Source organism: Pseudomonas sp. (assembly GCF_051660785.1).
GTDB lineage: Bacteria > Pseudomonadota > Gammaproteobacteria > Pseudomonadales > Pseudomonadaceae > Aquipseudomonas.
This window is the reverse complement of sequence record NZ_JBOFQE010000075.1, coordinates 128,260-150,906: the sequence shown is the minus strand read 5'-3', so window position 1 is coordinate 150,906 and position 22,647 is coordinate 128,260. Positions and strand designations below refer to the sequence as shown.

Below are 22,647 nucleotides of genomic sequence, written 5' to 3'. Positions count from 1 at the left end.
TCTACCTGCAAATAGCTATATGATCAAATTGCGGACTCAGTCCGGCCGAGGTGGTCATGGCCCCTCAAGAAGCGGCACAAAAGGAGGGACATTTGGACAATATGCCAGTCAAATCAGCCACTTAATAAGGTTTTGCTATTATAATAATTTAGGTTTAACGTCAATTTCTGACGATGACTTTTGTTGCTTTATAGATGGATTAAGAAAAGAAAAAAAACCTGACAAACCTAACCAGCTTAAAAGAACCGAGCGAACCATTACAGGAATCGGCAGACGGTGTTTAAGCTTTCTTGCATTTGTCGGCAATCTAAGCGGCATTCCTAATTTTGTTGGCATTGGCGGCACCATCCCTATAGAGATGGTAGATGCTGTTCTATATCGAAATGGCAAGGCGTTCAAATGCTCTAGTGTTCATCACAGGTCCTTTCGAACAGCAAACGCCCTTAGAACACGCAGACCTATCCAAGAAAAGACCATTGCAGAATTGCGCAGGGCTATCGATGAAATCTCCACATCAGAATTTCTGTGCACTCGACGACACATAATGATTTCACTCTTTGAAGAACTAGGTGCCAGGAGAGCAGAAGTTCAGGCTATCACTATCGCCACTGTGATTTCCGCCGCCAAAGTCGAAAAACCCATGATCACTGTTAACACACTAAAACAAGGCAGGACCGGTGTCACACGAGCTATTGAATTAAGCCCCGCGCTTGTTGACGAGCTTATAAACTACATTCGGGGTGAACGCCGCGTGGTGATGAAGCGTTTCAAAGATATTCCAGATCACGGCTTCCTCTTTGTCACTGAGCGTGGGGGACGCCCTTTGGGAATTGACACAATTACGACAGAGTTTTCAATCATTCGACGTGCGGCTGGAATCGAAGAGCAGGCCTGCGCGCACCTATTCAGGCATGCGTTTTGTACCAATATAGCAGCACAACTCATTGCTGAAACCCAAGCGCTAAACCCCGAATCTTTCAGACAAACACTATTAACCAACAAGATGCTGGCAGAACGTGCTTTATCCATGAGTGGGCATGCCGTTTTAGAGAGTTTCTTGCAGTATGTTGACAACGCGTTTAAGATCAAATCTAAATACGAGCAGATCATTCATAATGTTCAATTTGCTCGAACGTATGAAGGCTATGAGAAACGCAGAAAACGGCTACTAGAAGCTCTGAAAAAAGATAGAATATCTAAGGCTAAATATATTGAACGGGAGGAATTTCTGTCCAAAGCAATGCAGCGTGCATTAGAAAACTCCGATCAATCCTACCATTTAAATCGCAAAAAATCTGGAATGTGAAATATGGGGTCAGGTCGAATGCAAACGGGTGGTCAACTGGTGTGCATTTCACAGTTGTCGGTCTAACAATTTTTACCGCTCAAAACCGGTTGATATCGTCGGCGTGGCTAAGACACGTAGCGCTGGCATTGAATGAACGAAACTGACAAATTATTGACGCGCAGCGTCTCTTGACAAGTCTCGGCTTAGAAGCGGTCGGTTTGCGAATCTTCGCATGAAGTTCCGTGCCATTGTGAGAGAAATTTCCGCGGTACGACACCGACACCTCCTGCTTGGCAACATTTTTAACCCCACATCTGGTATCACTTATGCAACGAGTGGCCTGGGCGAAACTGCCACCCGCGGCGCGTCGCACGAAGCATTCGATACACCTAAAGGTTTCTATAATAGTCACTAGAAACTTTGGGTTTACACAGCCTATTGAAATTGCTGCCCACATACCTTCAGTGGTCATTAGAAAATAAAATGAAGTCAATAGATCTTAAAATGGAAACTGCCCCAGAGTGGTTACGCGAAATGCTGCGCTCCCCTATGTCGAAATAGTTTACTATCTTGGCACTGACGAATTAGGAGGTGGCTTGACTGACCGAACCTAGGTTAGGTCAAGCCGGTAGAGATAAATGGATGAAGGCAATGAAGGACTGCATAGTATTAGGACTACGATCAGAGTAGATCTACAGCTAGCGATCAGAGATAAGCCAAGGAGATCTTCCCGAAAGTCATCCAAATGGATAAAAGGTGTGCCGTAGCATTCATAATCGAAACTGACAAACTATTGATCAAACTGCGCAGCGCCCCTTGGCAAGCGTCGGCATGTGCTCTGCCAGGAACGCAAACTGACCATTTTTTTTCACTTCGATTGGAATTCTTTTCATTACGGACGGAATCAGCCAGCCATAACCAGTCGCGCGATGGAAACGCTCAAGTTTAGTTAGGGCACGTGTGTGAAACTCTGTATGCCGTGATATCGAGCCGATGCTAGAACGCACACCAAGGCGCAAACTTCCAGTTCGGAGACGCTCTTGCCCCTGCAGCCAATGTCACCAACCGACGCACGGCGTCGGCGAAGCTGCCGGCCTTGGCACTGCGCGCACGCTCTTAGACATACAGCTGCAGGGGCTCTGAATCAGCTGATACCACCATCAACCCTCACAAGACTGCCAGTGACAAAACTACTGAACGGACTCGCTAAATAAAGCGCAGCCGTAACAACCTCATTAGGTTGGCCGGGTCTCCCCAAGGCATTGTCGAATTTCTCACGTGCCTCGACAGGCCAAGCCTTCGCCACATCCGTCAAGAACGGTCCTGCCGACAACGTGTTGAACCTAACCTTTGGTCCATATTCTTTGGCCATAGACTCAGTCATTGCATTCAGCGCCGCCTTGGCTCCGCAATAAGGCACTACCGCCGGCAGCGGCCGCAGTGCCCCAGTGCTGCTGACGTTAATAACGACACCGCCATCTCCCCTGGCCATACGAGACGCCACCAGTGAGCTCAAACGGAATGGCCCCTTGAAATTGACCTCCAGCACCTTGTCGAACAAGGCCTCGCCTGTTTCATGAGAGGCTGGCGCTAGGGGAGACATTCCAGCATTGTTCACCAAGATATCGATACGACCGAACTCGGCATATACGGTCTCGACCAACGTTTCAATTTCGGCCCACTTCCCCATGTGACAAGAAAAGGGCAATGCTCTCCGGCCCATTGCGGTGATCTCGCCTACGACCTCCTGGCAGGCTTCAAGCTTGCGGCTGGCAATGATCACGTCCGCACCCTGACGGGCGTAGGCCAGAGCAATCTCCCTCCCCAGGCCCCGGCTGCCACCCGTCACGAGCGCGACCTTTCCGGTGAGGTTGAAATAATCGATCGTGTCCATCGCCGCTTACTCCAGGTAGTCCTTGAATTTCTCCATTGCCGCAGCGCGACGCGATACCAGATGCTCAGTTGGAAATAGCCCCTGTGCCGGTTGGTAGCGCTTGAGGAGGTTCTTGGCGACCGTCACTTTATGCACTTCAGTCGGACCATCGACCAATCCCATGCAAGCGGCATAGGTCCACATTTGGCCAAGCACCATTTCGTCCGATACGCCGAGCGACCCATGGACTTGCATCGTGCGCTGGACGATGTCGTGATAAATCTTCGGTGCGGCCGCTTTGATCGCGGCGATGAACATCTGGTTGGCTTTGTAGTCATGGCCGTTATCGATCCGCCATGCCGTTTCCAAAACAAGTAAGCGGTATTGCTGAAGCTCGATAAATGAATCTGCCAAGTACTGCTGGACCATCTGCTTGCTGGCCAGCGGCTCACCTTTGGTGACACGCGAAAGTGCCCGCTCGGCCATCATGTCGATAGCTTTCTGGCATTGACCCACCGTGCGCATGGCATGGTGCACCCGACCACCACCAAGGCGCGCCTGCGCAACTGCAAAACCTTTTCCGACTTCACCCAGCAAGGCATCGGCAGGTACCCGCACGTTTTCGTACCTGATATAAGCGTGGGCTCCCTCCCCCGGGTTTTCGCCATAGACACCTGGATTACGCAGGATGTTGACCCCAGGGGTGTCTGTTGGTACCAACAGCATGGAGGTACCTGCATAAATAGGTGCGTCCGGGTCGGTGACACACATCACAATCAAAAAGGCTGCGTAACGAGCATTTGAGGAGAACCATTTCTCCCCATTGATCACCCATTCGTCACCATTACGCACGGCTGTCGTCGTAAACACTGATGGGTCAGCACCACCTTGTGGTTCGGTCATCGAATAGCAAGAAACGATGTCTCCATCCAGCAGCGGCTGAAGATACGTAGCCTTCTGCTGTGCAGTACCGAACATGGCCAGAATCTCGGCATTGCCGGTATCGGGCGCTGCCGTCCCGAACACGGTTGGGGCCCAACTCGATCGTCCAAGAATTTCATTCATCAGCGCGAGCTTGATCTGACCATATCCCTGCCCGCCCAACTCCGAACCCAAGTGACAGGCCCACAGTTCTTGTTTACGTACCTCATCACTCAGCGGCTTGATGATCGAACGCGCGACATGGTTATTGGTATCGTACGGTGCACTCATGTCTGGCCAGAGCGTATCCAGCGGCTCGATCTCTTCTTTAACGAAGCGACTCATCCAATCGAGTTTTTCTTGAAACGCCGGTTCAGTACTGAAATCCCACATGGTTTTCGACCTTTTCTGGATGATCAGGAAATAAGAGTGGTGAAACGCAAGCCGCGCTGAACCATGACCGGGACGTCGTGTTCCATCCGGGCATGGACCTCGTGGGTGGACTTGCCGGCTACATAGCGGGCATACGCGCCCTCCATGATGATCGCCAGTTTGAACATCGACAGCGCCATGTAGTAGTTCAACCGGGAAATATCCAGACCGGTTTTATCGGCGTAACGCCGGGCCAGTTCCTGCCGGGTAGGCATCCACTGCCAGTCGATGTAATTCGCATAGGTCGCTTCCTCACCGACCTCCTGCCAACCGGCCAGCATCCAGCCAAGATCCAGAAGCGGATCACCGATGGTCGCCATCTCCCAGTCGACAATGGCACTGAGCTTGACCGGCTCACAGGCGTCATACATGACATTGATGAACTGGTAATCACCATGGATCAGGGCCGATCGCTGCATTGCCGGGGTGTTCGCGACAAGCCACTGCCCCAGCTCATCAAGTCCGGGGATATCGCGAACCTTGTATCGCTCGAGCTGCGCACTCCAGCGCGATACCTGGCGTTCGAGAAACTGCTCAGGCTTGCCGAAGCCCTCCAAACCGATTGCTTGCCAATTTGTAATGGCCAATTCGGCAAGGGCATCGACCAGCTCGAAAGCCATTTGTCGCGAGGCTTCGGGGTTCCCCTCTATGCCCGGCGGCAAAGGTGATTTACCGGCAAAACCAGCATGCCATTCGAGCAAAGCGAACGGCGCTCCAATGACCTCGGGATCTTCGCAACCCGCGACCAACCGGGTATGCGGTATCTGCGTCTCGGCTATGGCGCGCAGCAATTTCATCTCGCGCAGAATGTTGTTGGAGCTTGCGTCGTTAGCCACCAGGGGCGGTCGACGCAGCGCGAACTGAAGGTCATTGGCATTGACTTTATAGATCAGGTTGCTCGCACCGCCCTGAACTGCGCTCACGCTCAAGGACTGCACGGTGCCCACTTCAGTTTCCAGCCATGCGCGTAAACGGGCCAGGTCCGGCAAAGGTGTTGTTTCGAGAGTCATTCGGAACTCCTTTATTTGCGGCAATGATTTAGCAGACAAAACAATATCACTAGTCATAATGATGTATATGATTTAATCAGCTGTCAATCTGCGTGAGCGATTCTCCAAACAACCGGTTTTCATACGAATCCGATGCTCCTGCCTCTTGCTCTATTATATGTATGATTATAATCTTTAAGCCTCATGCGGCAGTTCGCCGCCGCGCAGACATTGAGGGATCCTTGACGTGAATGACGCCATTATCTACGACCACGTACGCAGCCCACGCGGCAAGGGCCGCCCGGATGGCGCACTGCATGAAGTGAGTGCTACCGCGCTGGCAGCCCAGACCTTGAGCGCCCTGCGCGATCGCAACCAGCTCGATACCAGCCTGGTCGATGATGTACTGCTGGGTTGCGTCATGGCCGCTGGTGAACAAGGCGGCAACATTGCCCGGATCGCCGCCCTGGCTGCCGATTACGACCAGAGCGTGCCGGGCCTGCAGCTCAATCGCTACTGCGCCTCTGGCCTTGAAGCAGTCAACCTTGCGGCTTCGACACTGCGCGCGGGCGAAGCACGGGCCATCGTTGCCGGTGGTGTGGAGAGCATGTCGAGGGTGCCTATCGGTTCCGATGGCGGTGCCGTCTACACCGACCCTCAAGTGATCTGGAAAACCTGGTACATCCCCCAGGGCATCGGTGCTGACCTGATTGCAGAGCAAGATGGCTACAGTCGAGCAGACGTCGATGCCTTTGCCCTGCGCAGCCAGCAACGAGCGGCCGTTGCAGAAGCCGAAGGTCGATTCCAGCAATCGCAATTCGTTGTCAAGGATCTGCTCGGCCAGCCACTGCTGAAGCGAGATGAAGCCATCCGCCATGGGGCGAGCCTGGAGGATCTGGCTCGACTCAAACCCGCTTTCGAGGCCACTGGCAGCCAGAATGGCTTTGACGCTGTGATGCTGCAGCGCTATCCGGATATCGAAGCCATCCGTCACGTCCACACTGCCGGTAACTCCAGCACGATCGTTGACGGTGCGGCGGCCATTTTGCTCGGCAATGCCGAGTTCGGTCGCACGACAGGGCTGCGTCCTCGTGCCCGTATTCGCAGCTACACCTCAATCGGTTCAGAGCCCGCCATCATGCTCACGGGCCCTGCGGCCTGCACCGAAAAACTGCTGGCCCGAACCGGGATGACCATCGCCGATATCGACTTGTTCGAAGTCAACGAAGCCTTCGCTTCGGTGGTGATGCGATACATGCGCCATTTCAACCTCGATCCCGAACGCGTCAACGTCAATGGCGGCTCGATCGCCATGGGCCACCCACTGGGCGCCACCGGCGCGATGCTCGTTGGCATCGTGCTCGATGAACTGGAGCGCCGGGATCTGAACACTGCACTCGTCACTTTGTGTGCCGCTGCGGGCATGGCCACCGCCACCTTGATCGAGCGGATCTGAGCATGGAATCGAACGCTATGAATACCTTGAAATTAGACCTGGGCGCCGACGGCGTAGCCATCATTACCATCAACCTGCCTGACCGCCCGGTGAATGTATTTACGCCTGCATTCGTCAACGATCTGCAGGCAGCAGTCGAAGAAGTGCTGACCAACGTTGCCATTCGCGGTGCGGTCTTGACCTCAGGAAAATCCGGCTTTATCGCGGGTGCCGATCTCAAGGATCTGGTTGACGCCTTCGACCAAGGTATCGATGCAGTGCAAGCTTCGCACCGCTTCGATCGAGAAAACGCGGTGATGCGTCGCATCGAAACCGGCGGCAAGCCCTTCGTCGCCGCGCTCAATGGTCTGGCGCTGGGCGGTGGTCTGGAGCTGGCGTTGGCGTGCCATCGACGGCTGTTGGTCAATGACCCAAAAGCCATTGTCGGTCTGCCCGAAGTCACTGTCGGCTTGCTACCTGCCGGAGGCGGCACCCAACGCCTGCCGCGTTTGATCGGTATAGAAAAGGCCTTGCCTCTGTTGATTGAAGGCAACACCTTGAAGCCTGCGCAAGCCTTGCAGTTGGGGATCGTCGATGAACTGGTCGACGTTACCGGCTTGCTGGAGCAAGCGCGTCGCTGGGTGCTGGACAACCCGCAGGCAAGTCAAGCGTGGGACGTGAAAGGCTATCGGATTCCAGGTGACGCCGGTTGCCTGGCTGCGCACGCAACCCGCTCCTTCCAATTTGGTACCACGCTGGCCAAAGCCGCCGGCGCACAGAACTACCCGGCACGGCTGGCCATTCTTTCGGCGGTGTTCGAAGGCACTCAACTGCCCATGGACAAGGCACTGGCAGTCGAAGCCAAATACTTCGGCACGTTGCTGACCAACCCAGTGGCACGCAACCTGATGCGTACGATGTTCATCAACAAGGGCGCCGCCGACAAACTCGTCCGGCGTCCGGTCGGGCCAGCAAAAAGCACAGTGCGCAAGCTGGGTGTAGTGGGTGCAGGAATGATGGGCGCTGGCATCGCTTACGTCAGCGCTGCTGCAGGGGTCCAGGTCATGCTCCTTGATACCAACGCCGACGCTGCAGCGCGGGGCAAGGACTACTCGCGACGGATCCTGGACAAAGCCATCGAACGCGGCACCCAGACCCGAGACAAGGCCGATGCGATCCTCGCACTGATCGAACCTTGCTCTGACTATGCTGCCTTCGACGGCTGTGATCTGGTCATTGAAGCTGTTTTCGAGAACCGTGAAGTCAAAGCATCCGTCATCGGCAAAACCGAAGCAGTGCTCGCACCCGATGCGGTATTTGCGAGTAATACCTCAACCCTACCAATCACTGGCCTGGCCGAGTGCTCCGAGCGCCCGGACCATTTCATCGGCCTGCACTTCTTTTCACCGGTCGAGCGCATGCCGCTGGTGGAAGTGATCGTTGGCAAGAAGACCAGTGAGCAAACCATTGCCCGCGCCCTGGACTTCGTCGGTCAACTGCGCAAAACCCCGATCCTGGTCAATGACAGTCCGGGCTTCTACACCAGCCGCATCTTCAGTACTTACACCGATGAAGGCATGGCGATGCTGGCCGAAGGCGTCAACCCGGCCCTGATCGAAAACGCCGCACGCCTGGCCAGTGCAGCCACCAGCCCGCTGGCTGTGACCGATGAAGTTTCGCTGGATCTGCAGAAAAGCGTCATCGATCAAGCTCACAAAGATGGCCTGGAGGAGAAATTCCTGCGCCTACATGCAAGGCCAGTCGTCGAATTAATGAATTTCTTGGGCCGCCTGGGCCGCAAGAGTAGCGGTGGTTTTTACGAGTTTCCACAGGGTGGCAAGAAACATCTTTGGCAGGGGCTTGCGGAGCACTTCCCTCGTGCCGCGCAACAACTGGATGTCGAGACCGTCAAGGACCGCCTGCTCTATATCCAGGCGCTGGAGACCGCACGCTGTGTCGAGGAAGGCGTTCTCAACGACGCTGCCGACGCCGATCTGGGCAGCATCCTCGGCCTGGGGTTCCCCTCCTGGACCGGTGGCACGCTCTCCCTGATCGATACCTTGGGTGCCCAAGCTTTCGTCACCCGTTGCGATGAGCTGGCCGATGCGTTCGGCGAGCGTTTCCGCCCTTCGGTCTGGCTGCGTGCCCGTGCCGAGCGGGGTGAGCGCTTTCATCCACGTAACGACGCGGCCTGAGAGGACAACACATGCTCCAGAATCGACTGATCTTTGATAGCGACCATGAATTGTTCCGCGATCAGGTTCGCAAATTCGTGCAGAAGGAAATAGCCCCCCACATCGACCATTGGCGTGAAGCCGGACGCTGTGATCGGGAAATTTTCCGCAAGGCCGGCGCCCAGGGTTTGCTGCTGATGTGGGCTGATGAAGCTTACGGCGGTTCCGGCGTAGACGATCTGCGCTACGAGCAGATCGTCTACGAAGAAGTGATTCGTCACGGCGACATAGGGGTGTTTTTTACCCTGCATTCACGCATCGTCGGGCCCTATCTGCAACGCTTCGGCACCGAAGAGCAGCGCCAGCGCTATCTGCCAGGCTGCGTCAGTGGCGAGACCATCCTCGCCGTCGCCATGACCGAACCGGATGCTGGTTCGGATCTGGCCGGCATGAAAGCGCGCGTTGAGGACTGTGGCGATCATTGGATACTCAATGGTTCCAAAATGTACATCTCCAACGGGCTCAATGCCGACTTGATGGTCGTCGCAGCTCGCACCGGCAGTGAACGCTATTCAATCGGTCTGTTTCTGGTGGAAGCGGATTGGCCGGGGGTGAGTCGTACGCCGCTGGCGAAGATGGGCCTCGATGCCCAGGACACGGTGATTGTTTTCTTCGACAACGTACGCATCCCGAAGAGCAACGGTCTGGGCGATCCGCAAAAAGGCTTTACGTACCTCGCTGAAGGTCTGGCCGAAGAGCGTTTGCTTTCAGCCATCCAGTCAATGGCTCACGCTCAGGTCGCTTTCGACCTGACCCTGGCCTATGTCAAGGATCGTCGAGCCTTCGGCCGGCCGGTCGGCACCTTCCAAAACAGTCGATTCAAGCTGGCTGAGATGCGCGCCCTGCTCGATTGCCAGCAGACCTGGGTCGACCAGTTGGTACTGCAACACAACGCCGGCCGGTTAAGTGCCGAAGCCGCTGCATCCGCCAAATTGCTGACCTCGGAACTCGAAGGCCGGGTCATGGATGACTGCGTGCAGCTCCATGGCAGTGCCGGTTACATGGAGGAGTACCGAATCTCCCGCATGTACCGCGATGCGAGGGTGTCGCGAATCTTCGCCGGCACCAGCGAAATCATGAAAGAAATCATTGGCCGGGCCCTCGGCCTGGATGAACGCAAAGTCAAGTGAACGAGGAAGTCACCATGAAGACACGTATTACCGAAATGCTTGGCATCCGTTATCCGATCATTCAAGGCGGTATGCAGTGGGTAGGCCGCGCCGAGCTTGCATCAGCGGTATCCAACGCAGGTGGTCTGGGCATGCTGACCGGCCTGACACAACCAACGCCGGAAGCCTTGGCCAAGGAAATCCGCCGCTGCCGGGAAATGACCGACAGCCCGTTCGGCGTCAACATGACCATTTTCCCGACCATCAGTCCGCCGCCTTACGACGAGTACATCGATGCAATCATTGCCAACGGGGTGACCATCGTCGAAACCGCCGGCAACAAAGCGATTGAATACATGCCGAAGATGAAAGCGGCCGGTATTCGCATCATCCATAAATGCGTTGCCGTCAGGCACGCCCTGAGCGCTGAAAAACTCGGCGTCGACGCCATCAGCATCGATGGCTTCGAGTGTGCCGGTCACCCAGGCGAAGAAGATATTCCAGGGCTGGTGCTAATCCCCGCCGCAGCCAAGGCGTTGACCATTCCTGTGATTGCCTCGGGTGGCATTGGCGATGGCCGCGGCATGGCCGCCGCTCTGGCCCTGGGTGCCGAAGGGATCAACATGGGCACCCGCTTCTGCCTGACCCAGGAAGCGCCGATTCACGAAAACATAAAAGCTGCCCTGCTCAAGGGCACCGAACGCGATACCAACCTGATCTTCCGCACCATGAAGAACAGTGCCCGGGTATTCAAGAACGCCATTTCCGATGAAGTCGTCGCCACCGAGCGTCGTCCTGGCGGTTGTGCCTTTGAAGACATTCGCCCTTTGGTGGCGGGTGCTCGCGGCCGTGCTGCGCTGGAGGCTGGCGAGATCAACGAAGGGATCATCACGGCGGGCATGGTCATTGGCTTGATCGATGACTTGCCAACCTGTGACGAACTGCTTGAGCGCATGGTTCGCGAATGCCGCGAGCGCCTGGCGTTTGCCACGCGCCTGGCCAGCGCCTGATCCAGCCCAGCCTAAATAAAACCGACAAAAAGCAGGTTTTCGCATGTATCAAGGTCAAACGCTGCACCTGACCCGCCTCGACAATCAACTGGTCGAACTGTGCTTCGACCGCAAGGGCGAGGCCGTCAACAAATTCGATGCCCTGACAGTCGAAGAGCTGCGCATCGCCTGCAAAACCATTCGAGATAGCGGTGACGTCCTTGGCCTGGTTTTGACCAGCGCCAAGGACAGCTTCATCGTGGGTGCGGACATCTTCGAGTTCACCCAATTGTTTGCACGGCCTGAAAGCGAACTGGCGGCCTACAACCTGGCCCAGAACCAGGTGTTTAACGAACTCGCGCAGCTCCCGCTTCCAACGGTTTGCGCTATCAATGGCCTGGCGTTGGGGGGTGGTTTCGAAGTCACCTTGGCCACCGACTTCCGAGTATTGGGTAACGCCGCAAAGGTCGGTTTGCCAGAAGTCGGCCTGGGCATTATTCCCGGGTTAGGGGGGACTGCCAGGTTGCCACGCCTGATTGGGTCAGCGGCCAGTATTGACTGGATTACCTCCGGGAAACCTCAAACTTCTGCGGCGGCCAAACAACTCGGTGCCGTCGACGAAGTAGTCGATGACCAAGCCGTGCACCAATGTGCGCTAGCCGTGTTGGCCGAAGCTGTGAGCGGTCAGCGTGACTGGCAAGCGTTGCGGCGCCAGCGCAGCCTGAGCTTTGCACTGGACACGGAACAGAGCGCCAATGCCAAGGCTGCCGTGATTGCCCGCAATCCGTTGGTGCCCGCTCCACTGTTGGCCATTGAGCTGCTCGAGCGCAGTGCCGGACTATCCCTGGCTGAGGCGTTGATCGAAGAGAACCGTACCTTCGCGCAAGTCGCCCAGACCCAGGCCGCTCAGGCACTGGTCCAACTGTTCATCAATGATCAGTACCTGCGCAAGAAAACCCGGGATTACGCCAAGGCGTCGCGCAAGCTGTCCCGCGCCGCCGTATTGGGCGCTGGCATTATGGGTGGCGGCATCGCCTATACAAGTGCTGCCAATGGCGTACTGACGATCATGAAAGACATTTCTCAGGCTGCGCTGGATCTGGGAATGGCCGAAGCCGGCAAACTTCTGGACAAACAGGTCAGCAACAACCGTATGACCCAGTTCCAGGCAGAACGAGTGCTGGAGTCGATTACGCCGACCCTGACCTATCAAGGCATGGATAAAGTCGACGTGCTGGTGGAGGCGGTGGTGGAAAACCTCGCCGTGAAAAAAACCGTGTTGGCGGCAGTCGAAACCCAGGTGGCTGATTCCACGGTACTGGCGTCCAACACCTCATCGTTGTCCATTACTGAAATAGCCAGTGCGCTGCAACGCCCGGAAAACTTCGTGGGCATGCACTTCTTCAACCCGGTACCAGTCATGCCGCTGGTTGAAGTCATCTGTGGTCCACACACCAGCGAGCAATCGGCCGCAACGGTTGCCAGCTATGCAGCAACACTGGGTAAAACGCCGATCGTAGTCAAGGATTGCCCTGGCTTTCTGGTCAATCGCATCCTGACCGCCAACGTGCTGGCCTTTCTGCGCCTGATTCATGATGGCGCAGACTACCAGGCCGTCGACCAGGCCATGGAAGCCTTTGGCTGGCCAATGGGCCCAGCGTATTTGCAGGACGTTATTGGCATGGACACGTCGCGCCATGTGATCGACTGCATCAGTCAGGGCTATGGCGATCGCATGTTGCCTGGCTTCACCCATGCGGTTGAGCTCATGGTCGCCGAACAGCGCCTGGGCCAGAAGAACGGATTGGGCTTCTATCGTTACGATCGGGATATCAAGGGCCGACTGGTGAAGTCGGTTGATCCTGACACCCAGGCTCTGTTGACCCGCGTGCAGCCACAAGGGCGTCGTGAGTTCAGTTCCGAAGAAATCGTCGAGCGCATCATGCTGCCGACGCTGATAGAAGCTGCCCGGGCGCTCGAAGAAGGCATCTGTGAAAGCGCCATTGAAATCGACATGGCACTTATCCTGGGTGTTGGCTTCCCAAGGCCAGTGGGTGGTGCCCTCAAGTATGCCGATTGGCTCGGCTTACCGGCACTGGTTGCGCGTTGCGACCACTACGCCGCTCTTGGTGGGCTTTATCAGGTCACTCCCCAAATGCGAGAGATGGCTTCGAACAACCTGAAGTTCTATTCATGAATTCGGGTTTGAACCTTCGACCATCTTCATCAGCCCTTTGAAGCGGAAATAACCATGGACTTCACCCTGTCACCCGAACTGCTCGACTTGCAACAACGGACACGAGCCTTTATCGCTGAGCACATTATCCCGCTCGAAAAAGATCCCCGCTGCACAGCCCATGGCCCGACTGAAGACCTGCGCAAAGAGATGATCTCGCTGGCGCGCAAGGCCGGTCTGTTGTCCTCGCACATGCCCCGCGAGTTGGGCGGTCTGGGTCTGAACCATCGGGCCAAGGCGATTCTTTTCGAGGAGGCCGGCTACTCGCCACTGGGCCCCGTAGCACTGAACATTGCTGCGCCCGACGAGGGCAATATGCACATGATGGAAGTCATCGCGACCGCTGCACAGAAGGAGCGTTGGCTCAAGCCCCTGGCCCTGGGTGAAATTCGTTCGTGCTTCTGCATGACCGAACCGTCGCCAGGTTCGGGATCGGACCCAGGCATGCTCGCCACCACCGCCGTACGTGACGGCGACGACTACCTGATCACTGGTGAGAAATGGTTCATCACCGGGGCTGAGGGGGCAAGTTTCGCCATCATCATGGCCAAGCTCGAAGATGGCCGAGCGACCATGTTCCTCGCTGACATGGACCGTCCGGGCATTCAGATCGTACGCGCGATGGACGCACTGGATTCGTGCTTCCCCGGCGGCCATGCGGTGGTGCGCTTCGACAAGCTTCGGGTGCCTGCCAGCGACGTATTGGGTGAACCCGGCGAGGGGCTCAAATATGCTCAGGTGCGCCTGTCCCCTGCCCGCTTGACCCACTGCATGCGCTGGCTCGGCGCAGCCCGTCGTGCCCATGACGTGGCGACCCGTTACGCGGCTCAACGCCAGGCTTTCGGCAAGTCACTGGGTGAGCACGAAGGCGTCGGCTTCAAGCTGGCGGACAACGAAATGGACCTGCACATCACCCGCCTTGCGGTCTGGCACTGCGCCTGGTTTTTGGACCAGGACAATCTCGGGCGACATGCCTCGAGCATCGCCAAGGTCATTTCGTCCGAAGCGATTTGGCGCGTGGTCGACCGCAGCGTGCAGATTCTCGGTGGACAGGGTGTCACGCATGAAACGATCGTCGCGCGGATCTTCGCCGATGTTCGGGCCTTCCGCATCTATGACGGCCCATCGGAAGTACACCGCTGGAGCATCGCCAAGAACATTCTGCGTCCCCACACTCAGGCTCGCTGAGCGCGCCCCACTCGATCAAGGAGTTTTCCGTGAAGCAAGCCTACATCGTTGATGCGCTACGTACGCCGACCGGCAAACGAGCCGGCAGCCTGTCCCAGGCACATCCCATGGACATGGGCGCGCATGTCATCAAGTCACTGGTGGAACACAACGCGATTCCCGCCGAGGATTATGACGACGTCATCTTTGGCACCATTGATGCCATTGGCCCCAATGCCGGCAACCTGGCGCGCTTTTGCTGGCTGGGCGCCGGGCTACCCGATAGCGTTCCCGGCGTCACCATCGACCGCCAGTGTGGCTCGTCCCAGCAAGCCGTGCACTTTGCTGCCCAGGCGGTCATGAGTGGCACTCAGGATGTGGTGATTGCCGGCGGCGTGCAAAACATGAGTCAGGTCCCGATCAATACCGCGCTGTACATTGCCAAGGACTTTGGCTTTGCCGATCCCTGGACCTCGGCGCAAACCTACCGCGCCCGCTATGGCACGCAACAGCTCTCGCAGTTCGAAGCGGCCGAACGCATTGCCCGCCACTGGGGCTTCACTCGCCAGGACATGGAAGCCTATGCCCTGCGCTCTCACGAGCGTGCTCTGGCGGCCATCGAGCAAGGGCGTTTCGACCACGAAATCGTGCCCTATGGCGATCTGCGTATGGACGAAACGGCCCGCCGTAGCAGCCTGGAAAAAATGGCCACGCTGCAGACACTCCTGCCAGACGGCCAGTTGACCGCTGCCACCAGCAGCCAGATGTCCGACGCCGCCAGTGCCGTATTGGTCTGCTCCGAAGACGCGGTCAATCGTTATGGCCTGAAACCACGTGCACGCATTGTCCATATGAGCGTACTGGGTGATGACCCGGTGTGGATGCTCACTGCGCCAATCGCCGCTACTCGCCGGGCGCTGCAAAAGGCTGGCCTGCGCATGGCCGATATCGATCTGGTGGAAATCAACGAAGCGTTCGCCAGCGTCGCCATGGCCTGGCTGCAAGAAATGGATTATCCGAGTGAACGAACCAACGTCAACGGCGGCGCCATTGCCCTGGGCCATCCTATCGGCGCAACCGGCACCAAACTGATGACCACCCTGCTCCATGAACTGGAACGCAGCGGAGGTCGTTATGGCTTGCAGACCATGTGCGAAGGCGGTGGCCTGGCCAACGTAACCATCATCGAGCGGCTTTGAGCCCATCGACCCAAGGAGTTACACGATGAACACAGCCGTCACCGTCAGCCACCACGATACCGTCGCCCTGGTCAGCCTGAATCTGCCCGAGAAACGCAACAGCCTGGTTCCCGAGCTCTATCGCCGCTTGGCCGACGAGCTCGAGAACCTGCAAGACAATGAGCAGGTCCGGGTAATCGTACTCAGCGGTGGTCAGCACTTCTGCGCGGGGGGGCCACTGGATGGCCTGGATACCCGGCCAATGGTCATGCGCAAAGACATGCGTTGCGGACATCGGGTAATCCGCGCCATCGTCAATGGTCGGATACCGGTAATCGCTGCCGTGCAAGGCGCTGCGTTCGGTGCGGGTTTGTCATTGGCGGCGGCCTGCGACTTCGTCGTGGCCGATGCCGACAGCCGCTTTGGAGCCGTGTTCGGCAAAGTGGGCGTCATGCCGGACTGGGGTTCCCTCTGGACCCTTCCACAACGCATTGGCCTGCCTCGTACTCGTCAACTGGTCATGTTCCAGCAGATTCTCGGCGGCGAAGAAGCAGCGAGGCTGGGCCTGGTCGACTTTCTGGCCGAGCCTGGCCAGGTTTTGGAGACCGCACTCCAGCGCGCCCAAGAGTTGGCCAGCAGCGCACCTGGACCGCTTTCAGCGACCAAGTCGTTGCTGGGGCGCCACCCTTTGAGCCTGGAAACCCTGCTTGACTGGGAAGCCGACACTCAAGCGCTGCTGATCGGCTCCGAAGATTTTACCGAGGGCCGTGACGCATTTTTCCAGAAGCGTGCAGGAGTTTTCCGTGGGCTCTGAAACCGCCGTGCAACATCTGGCCACCACCTCCACTACCTGGGATGGCGTGGATATCACGCCGCTACTGGACGTGCTGGAAGTAGGCCCGGACCGCTTCACCTGTAACTGCTTCCACTCCAATCAAAATGCTGCGATCTACGGTGGGCAAACCCTCGGTCTGGCCGTTGCTGCTGCCATCGCAACCGTTGAAGCGCATCTGCATCCCCATGTGCTTCAAGTTAGTTTCCTCGCTGCCGGCGATGTCAACGCTCCGCTGTCAATTGAAGTGGAGCGCATCCAGCAAACCCGGCGCTTTGCCGCACGCCTGGTTCGGTTGGTGCAACATGGCCGTTCCATTGCCATCGCCACGCTGTCCTTCCATGCCGGTGAAAACGGCATGGAACATCAGCACAATTGTGACTCCGTGCCCGATCCGGAAAGTTTGATGGGGCTGGCACAAGTTCGCGAAGCCTTCCATCAACGACTCAATCCCATCGAACGGGTATTTATCGGCAAAACCCGTTCAGTGGATATACGCCCGGCGGACCCGGAACAGTTCGTGCTCGGCCGTGACGATCAAGCCAGGATTCGTTACTGGATGCGCACCACTCATTCCCCCAACCTGCCCACGCGCCTGCAACCCGCCGTGCTCGCTTACCTGAGTGACTTCTGGTTCGGCATCACCGCACTGATGCCTCACCGCGAGCACAAACTGGGGGAAGACCTGTTTGTTTCCAGCCTCAACCACACGATCTGGTTCCACCAGCAAGATGTACAGGCGGATGAATGGTTGCTGGTTTCTGCCCACAGTCCTTCGACCAGTCTGGGGCGGGGTTTGACCTTGGGTCATGTGCATGATCGGAAAGGACGGCTGGTGGCAACGTTGGGGCAGGAAGGCCTGTATCGTTTGCGTTGATTCGTGCAGATAACAACGGGCGTGACTGCCGAGAAAATGCGGCTTGCTCAGTGTACTGAGCGAAGTACTTGCCCGCCTTCCACACTAATCTTGAAGGAGCACGCCGATGGCTGAACGTGTTGGCCATCGGCTGTTTAATAGCCGCGGCGAGCCTTCTGGCGTGGCACTGGCATCATATCGAAGAGCTGATTCTTCACCCATTCTCTTTCACGTTTATCTCGTCGATGCTGAACGACGCGGCAAGCTATTACCGCGCGCTGGGCTCGTAGACGAAACGCTAAAACACCATTGAAACTAAAAAAACACTTAGCGCTTCGACAGCAAATGCACCTCGGTACGCCCGAAAAGCTCGATCGATGCACAGGCGCATCCATGCTACCTGGCATGCCTTGCAGCGCCGCAAAGGTAGAGCAATGGATCACGCCTCTCCCAAGCCACCCTCCACAGTGCCAAACAAGCAACGGTTTGTGGGTGGCATGGGGCGCTCACACCGGGGCCTAGGTGCTTGTCGACCTGCAGCTTTGCGCAATCCAATGTTTTAATCGCGCTGTTTACTCAGGAGGTGCTTGACCGATCAGCCCTTGCCCAACTGGTTAAAAGGCGTATCCCGATCACTACGCGGCTCAGGCGGCAAACCCAGTACCCGCTCAGCGATGATGTTGCGCAGGATTTCATCGGTGCCGCCGGCAATACGCAAACCGGCTGACCACATGTACCAATAGTTGAATCGCCGCGCCTGGGGATCGTCGAACTCGCGCAGGCCATCAGCACCCAGCGCTTCCAATGCACAGGCACTCATGTCCTGAAGATTTTTGGCCATCACCAGTTTGTTGATCGAGGCTTCGGGGCCGGGTACGCCACCGCGCGAAACCGCTGTCATCGAACGCATGCGGGTCAAGGAAATGCCTTCATCAGCCACGTAAAAACGTGCCAAGGCGTCAGCATCGAATAGTCCTGCCAGTTCACTCGCAACGGGTGCACCGGAAGGTTTTCCACCGACGGCAAGTCGCTCGAACATCAGGGTGCTCAGGGAAACCTTCCAGCCTTCACCGACTTCCCCCAGGCGCTGTGAATCAGGAATGCGCACGTCGGTGAAAAACACTTCGTTGAACTCCGCATCGCCCAGCAGCGTACGGATCGGTCGTACTTCCACACCTGGGGCGCGCATGTCGACATAAAACATGGTCAAGCCTTTATGCTTCGGTGCAGACGGGTCTGTGCGCACCAGCACGATGCCGTAGTCCGACTCATGGGCATAGGACGTCCAGACTTTCTGACCGTTGATCACCCAATCCTCGCCTTCACGTACACCGCGGGTTCTCAAGCCTGCCAGGTCGGACCCGGCGGCCGGCTCGGAAAACAACTGGCACCAGATTTCCTCACCGCGCATGCCTTTGGCCATGAAGCGGTCCATCACCTCGGCCGAACCATGGGTAAACAACGTCGGCAAACACATGCCGATACCGACTGCGAAAGGGATGACCGGAAGGCTGTAATGCTCTTCTTCCTGGTGAAAAATCACGTGTTCGATCGGGCTTCCACCCTGCCCGCCCACGTCCTTTGGCCACATGATGCCGACATAGCCGGCATCCGCCTTGAGTCGTTGCCAGCCACGGGCCAGCGTCATGAAGCGCTCATGCTCCATACCGTCCTCAGGTCGGACTTCGTAAGCGCGCGCATTAGCGCTCAGCCAGGCGCGCACTTGCGTGCGATAGGTTGCTTCTTGAGGCGTATCTTGAAAATCCATCGATGCCGCTCCTGTATCCGATCAAGCCGTTTCGCGCAGCAGGGCTGCCTTGAGACGGCGAGCCCAAAAGGCACGGCCACCCAGTTGGGTTGCCATCAGCCGCGCACGACGGTAGAAAAGTTGAATATCGCTTTCCCAAGTGAAACCGATGCCACCGTGCAACTCGACCGCAGTTTCAGCGGCCTGGCACAAGGCTTCAGTGGCGGCCAGACGCGCCCCCGCGGCGGCACGAGGTAATTGCGCAGGTGCCTGGGTCAGGGCCCAGGCACCGTAGTAGCAATGGCTGCGCGCCAACTGGTTTTTCACATACAGATCGGCCAGCGAGTGTTTGACTGCCTGATAGCCACCCACCACACGGTTGAATGCTTGCCGTGTTTTGACATACTCCAGGGTCGACTCTAACGCTGCTTCGGCGCTCCCCAGTTGTTCGAAAGCACTGAGTACAGCAGCAGCGTCCAGAGCTCGTTCGGCGAGCCCACTGCCCTGCCCGGCAGAGCCCAATCGCAGGCAACTGACATCGTCGAAGTGAAGGTCGGCATGACGGCGGATCCGGTCGATTGCTTCGACCGATTCCAGGCTTACTCCCGGAGCTTGCGCGTCGACCAGCCACCAGCTCCAATCCTGGCCATCGTCATCGGCACACGCCGAAACGATGAACACATCTGCCACTGACGCATCGGCGACCATGGCCTTGCGACCACTCAGCTTTCCTGCACTGACTCGCGCTTCGGGCCGTTCGGTCCATGCCGCCTGGCCGCGCTCGGTGAACGCGACGCTGGCTGTTTTTTCACCCGCCGCCAGCTCACCCAGCAGCGTGGATGCGACCTGGCAGTCCGTCAGTTGTTGCAATGCGGTGCTCGCATGCAATACCGAAGAACTGAAGGGAATCGGCGCCAGCGTGCGCCCGACCTCTTCAGCCAGAACACACAGCTCCAATGCCGAAAGCCCCAGACCACCATCGGCCTCTGCGATAGCGGCAGCCGGCCACCCCAACTCCTGAACCTGGACCCACAGGGACTTATCATGGGTCTCTGGGTTTTCCAGCAGTGCCCGGGCACGAACCAGGCCGTCAGCGAATAAGCGCTTGGCCTGGTCGCGCAACTGTTCCTGATCAGCAGAAAAATCAAAGTTCATGGCGATCGATCTCCATACCTTTACAAGGCCAAAGCTTATTGTTCGCGGACATGGAAACGCTCACCACGTTCGGCACGCTGACGTAACCAGGACGAAGGCCGGAATCGTTCTCCGAAGTGATTCGCCAGCTCATCGCAGGCAGCGACAAAGTCTGTACCGCCGACGGTATCGATCAAGCTGAACACACCGCCAGTCCAGGTTGGAAAGCCAATCCCCAGAATCGAGCCGACATCGCCTTCGGCGGAGTTGCCGATCACGCCCTCTTCCATACACTTCGCCGCTTCCAGCGCCTGGATGTAGAGCATGCGTTTCTTGATCTCTTCGACATCGGGTTGCACGGACAAGGCAGGGTAGACTTCGCCCAGCCCCGACCACAAAGCGCGCTTGCCCTCTGGATAATCGTAAAACCCCTTGCCACAACGACGGCCGATCCGATTCAGGGTTGCACAGAACATCTCCTGAACCTTGAAGCCTGCGGGTTCATTCCAGGTATCACCCAGCGCGGCACGTTCAGCCAGTGAGGATTTGTAGCCGTTCTCCATGCCGATGTCGTCCAGCAGCGCCAATGGTCCCATGGCGAAACCGGCCAGGCGCGCAGCATTGTCGATCAGTGCCGGTTTGACGCCGCTGCCAAGCATCGCAAGCGACTCTTGAAGATACGCCGCGATCACCCTCGAAGTGAAAAAGCCTCGCGAGTCCTTGACCACGATCGGCGTCTTGCGCAACAGACGGATGAAATCGAGGGCATGCGCCAGAGTGGTTTCGCTGGTTTGCTGACCGACCACAACTTCCACCAACGGCATGCGATCCACTGGGGAAAAGAAATGCAGACCGATAAATCCATCAGGGGTGTTCAAGTCCCGGGCCATGTCGGTAATCGGCAAGGTCGATGTGTTTGAAGCGAGTATCGCACCCGGCTTCATGAACGCCTGCGCTTGGGCGAATACTCCGGTCTTGACCTGCAAGTCTTCGAATACTGCCTCAATGACCAGATCGCACTCGGCAAACTCGGCATAATCGCTGGTAGCCTGAATACGGGCCATGATCGCATCAGCAGCTTCCTGGGCCATACGTCCCTTCGCCACTCGCTTGGCAAACTCGTCGGCCAGTCGCTGGCGGCCGGCCAGGGCCTGTTCCGCCGTTGCATCGAGCAACACCACTTGCAACCCGGCCACTGCGGCACTATGGGCAATACCGCCACCCATCAGGCCAGCTCCGACCACCCCGACTTTGGCGATCGACGCCGGCTCGATGGATTTAGGTCGACGGGACAGCTTTTCCAGCTCGCCCTTGTTCACAAACATCGTGCGGACCATATTGCAGGCGGTTGGATCAAGCACCAGCTTGGCGAACTCGCAGGATTCAATGTGCAGTCCGGCGTCGATTGGTACGCAGGTGCCGTGGGCTACCGCGCGGAGCAAGGCAATCGGTGCCGGTAGATTGCGCCCGGTATCGCGAGCGATCTGAGTGGCAGTGAGGTTAAACAGGTTACCCAGTTCAACATCAGCAAAACCCGCGCCGCCGGGAACTTGATAACCTTTTTTATCCCAGGGTTGCTGGGCATCTGCGTGTTCAAGAACCCAGGCGCGAGCGGCTGGCAGCAATTGCTCGACGCTGAGCACACCATCGACAATACCTTTAGCCAATGCAGCTTCAGGCGCTAACAAGGTGCCTTTCATCATTAACGGCAATGCGCTGGCAATCCCGATCAACCGAGGCAGGCGCTGCGTGCCACCAGCCCCAGGCATCAGGCCCAGCGTAGCTTCCGGCAGGCCCAGCAGAATGCGTGGATTGTCCAGAACCAGTCGGTGATGGCAGGCCAGAGCGATCTCCAGACCGCCGCCCAATGCGGAGCCATTGATCGCGGCCACATAAGGTTTGCCGCTGCTCTCAAGGCGTCGCAACAATGGACTCATCTGCGTGGCCATATCGCGGGCATCGGCCACGCTCAGATCGCGAGACAGCGTGCGAACGATTTCCTTCAGATCGCCGCCGGCGACGAAATCCTTCTTCGCCGAGGTAATGACCACACCGCGAATATCGGCATCGGCGGCAACTCGCTCGACAATCTCTGCCAACTCATCTCGAAATCGCTCGGTGATGGTGTTGGCCGGTTGTCCCGGAATGTCGATGGTAACGACAGCAACGCCATCTTTACCCAACGCAAAATCAATGGTTTCAAACATGCAATGACCCGTCCTTGCAG

17 protein-coding genes are annotated in these 22,647 nt (G+C 57.3%); 11 read left to right on the top strand and 6 right to left on the bottom strand.

Going from position 1 to position 22,647, the window contains the following annotated elements:
* Nucleotides 1-19: 19 nt before the first annotated feature.
* On the top strand, nt 20-1,306 hold the full coding sequence (locus ACRC4F_RS20295) for a tyrosine-type recombinase/integrase (RefSeq protein WP_438660941.1): 1,287 nt from the start codon (nt 20-22) through the stop codon (nt 1,304-1,306).
* A 1,126-nt stretch (nt 1,307-2,432) separates the two neighbouring features.
* Here ACRC4F_RS20295 and ACRC4F_RS20290 read toward each other — a convergent pair.
* From ACRC4F_RS20290 to ACRC4F_RS20280, 3 genes are read right to left on the bottom strand one after another with little or no spacing between them, the layout of a single operon-like run.
* Nucleotides 2,433-3,182, bottom strand: a complete 750-nt coding sequence (locus tag ACRC4F_RS20290; protein ID WP_438660940.1) for an SDR family NAD(P)-dependent oxidoreductase — start codon at nt 3,180-3,182, stop codon at nt 2,433-2,435.
* A 6-nt stretch (nt 3,183-3,188) separates the two neighbouring features.
* On the bottom strand, nt 3,189-4,475 hold the full coding sequence (locus ACRC4F_RS20285) for an acyl-CoA dehydrogenase family protein (protein ID WP_438660939.1): 1,287 nt from the start codon (nt 4,473-4,475) through the stop codon (nt 3,189-3,191).
* 23 nt (nt 4,476-4,498) lie between these two features.
* Entirely contained in the window at nt 4,499-5,581 is a 1,083-nt protein-coding gene (locus ACRC4F_RS20280; RefSeq protein ID WP_438660938.1) for a phosphotransferase family protein, read from the bottom strand.
* Nucleotides 5,582-5,750: 169 nt separating this feature from the next.
* Between ACRC4F_RS20280 and ACRC4F_RS20275 the strand changes: the two genes are divergently transcribed.
* From ACRC4F_RS20275 to ACRC4F_RS20230, 10 genes are all read left to right on the top strand, one after another.
* Nucleotides 5,751-6,959 (top strand): acetyl-CoA C-acetyltransferase, encoded by a 1,209-nt coding sequence (locus ACRC4F_RS20275; protein ID WP_438660937.1) that lies wholly within the window; start codon nt 5,751-5,753, stop codon nt 6,957-6,959.
* 17 nt (nt 6,960-6,976) lie between these two features.
* Nucleotides 6,977-9,133 carry a 3-hydroxyacyl-CoA dehydrogenase NAD-binding domain-containing protein gene (locus tag ACRC4F_RS20270; protein ID WP_438660936.1) on the top strand — a complete coding sequence of 719 codons (2,157 nt, stop codon included), beginning with the start codon at nt 6,977-6,979 and terminating at the stop codon, nt 9,131-9,133.
* 11 nt (nt 9,134-9,144) lie between these two features.
* Nucleotides 9,145-10,302, top strand: a complete 1,158-nt coding sequence (locus ACRC4F_RS20265) for an acyl-CoA dehydrogenase family protein (protein ID WP_438660935.1) — start codon at nt 9,145-9,147, stop codon at nt 10,300-10,302.
* 14 nt (nt 10,303-10,316) lie between these two features.
* Complete coding sequence (locus tag ACRC4F_RS20260) at nt 10,317-11,291, top strand: NAD(P)H-dependent flavin oxidoreductase (RefSeq protein ID WP_157711510.1); 975 nt, start codon at nt 10,317-10,319, stop codon at nt 11,289-11,291.
* 43 nt (nt 11,292-11,334) lie between these two features.
* Nucleotides 11,335-13,467, top strand: coding sequence for a fatty acid oxidation complex subunit alpha FadB (fadB, locus tag ACRC4F_RS20255; protein WP_438660934.1), 2,133 nt, complete (start codon nt 11,335-11,337; stop codon nt 13,465-13,467).
* A 54-nt stretch (nt 13,468-13,521) separates the two neighbouring features.
* Complete coding sequence (locus ACRC4F_RS20250; protein ID WP_438660933.1) at nt 13,522-14,694, top strand: acyl-CoA dehydrogenase family protein; 1,173 nt, start codon at nt 13,522-13,524, stop codon at nt 14,692-14,694.
* A gap of 29 nt (nt 14,695-14,723) precedes the next feature.
* Entirely contained in the window at nt 14,724-15,872 is a 1,149-nt protein-coding gene (locus ACRC4F_RS20245) for an acetyl-CoA C-acetyltransferase (protein ID WP_438660932.1), read from the top strand.
* A 25-nt stretch (nt 15,873-15,897) separates the two neighbouring features.
* Nucleotides 15,898-16,665 carry an enoyl-CoA hydratase/isomerase family protein gene (locus tag ACRC4F_RS20240; protein WP_438660931.1) on the top strand — a complete coding sequence of 256 codons (768 nt, stop codon included), beginning with the start codon at nt 15,898-15,900 and terminating at the stop codon, nt 16,663-16,665.
* Nucleotides 16,655-17,560, top strand: coding sequence for an acyl-CoA thioesterase (locus tag ACRC4F_RS20235; protein WP_438660930.1), 906 nt, complete (start codon nt 16,655-16,657; stop codon nt 17,558-17,560). The genes ACRC4F_RS20240 and ACRC4F_RS20235 overlap by 11 nt, the downstream gene beginning before the upstream one ends.
* A gap of 106 nt (nt 17,561-17,666) precedes the next feature.
* On the top strand, nt 17,667-17,852 hold the full coding sequence (locus tag ACRC4F_RS20230; protein WP_438660929.1) for a hypothetical protein: 186 nt from the start codon (nt 17,667-17,669) through the stop codon (nt 17,850-17,852).
* 282 nt (nt 17,853-18,134) lie between these two features.
* Here the strand turns inward: ACRC4F_RS20230 and ACRC4F_RS20225 are convergent, their stop codons facing one another.
* From ACRC4F_RS20225 to ACRC4F_RS20215, 3 genes are read right to left on the bottom strand one after another with little or no spacing between them, the layout of a single operon-like run.
* Nucleotides 18,135-19,307, bottom strand: a complete 1,173-nt coding sequence (locus ACRC4F_RS20225; protein ID WP_438660928.1) for an acyl-CoA dehydrogenase family protein — start codon at nt 19,305-19,307, stop codon at nt 18,135-18,137.
* Between the two features lie 21 nt (nt 19,308-19,328).
* Nucleotides 19,329-20,441 carry an acyl-CoA dehydrogenase family protein gene (locus ACRC4F_RS20220; protein WP_438660927.1) on the bottom strand — a complete coding sequence of 371 codons (1,113 nt, stop codon included), beginning with the start codon at nt 20,439-20,441 and terminating at the stop codon, nt 19,329-19,331.
* 35 nt (nt 20,442-20,476) lie between these two features.
* Entirely contained in the window at nt 20,477-22,627 is a 2,151-nt protein-coding gene (locus ACRC4F_RS20215; protein ID WP_438660926.1) for a 3-hydroxyacyl-CoA dehydrogenase NAD-binding domain-containing protein, read from the bottom strand.
* Between the last annotated feature and the right edge of the window lie 20 nt (nt 22,628-22,647).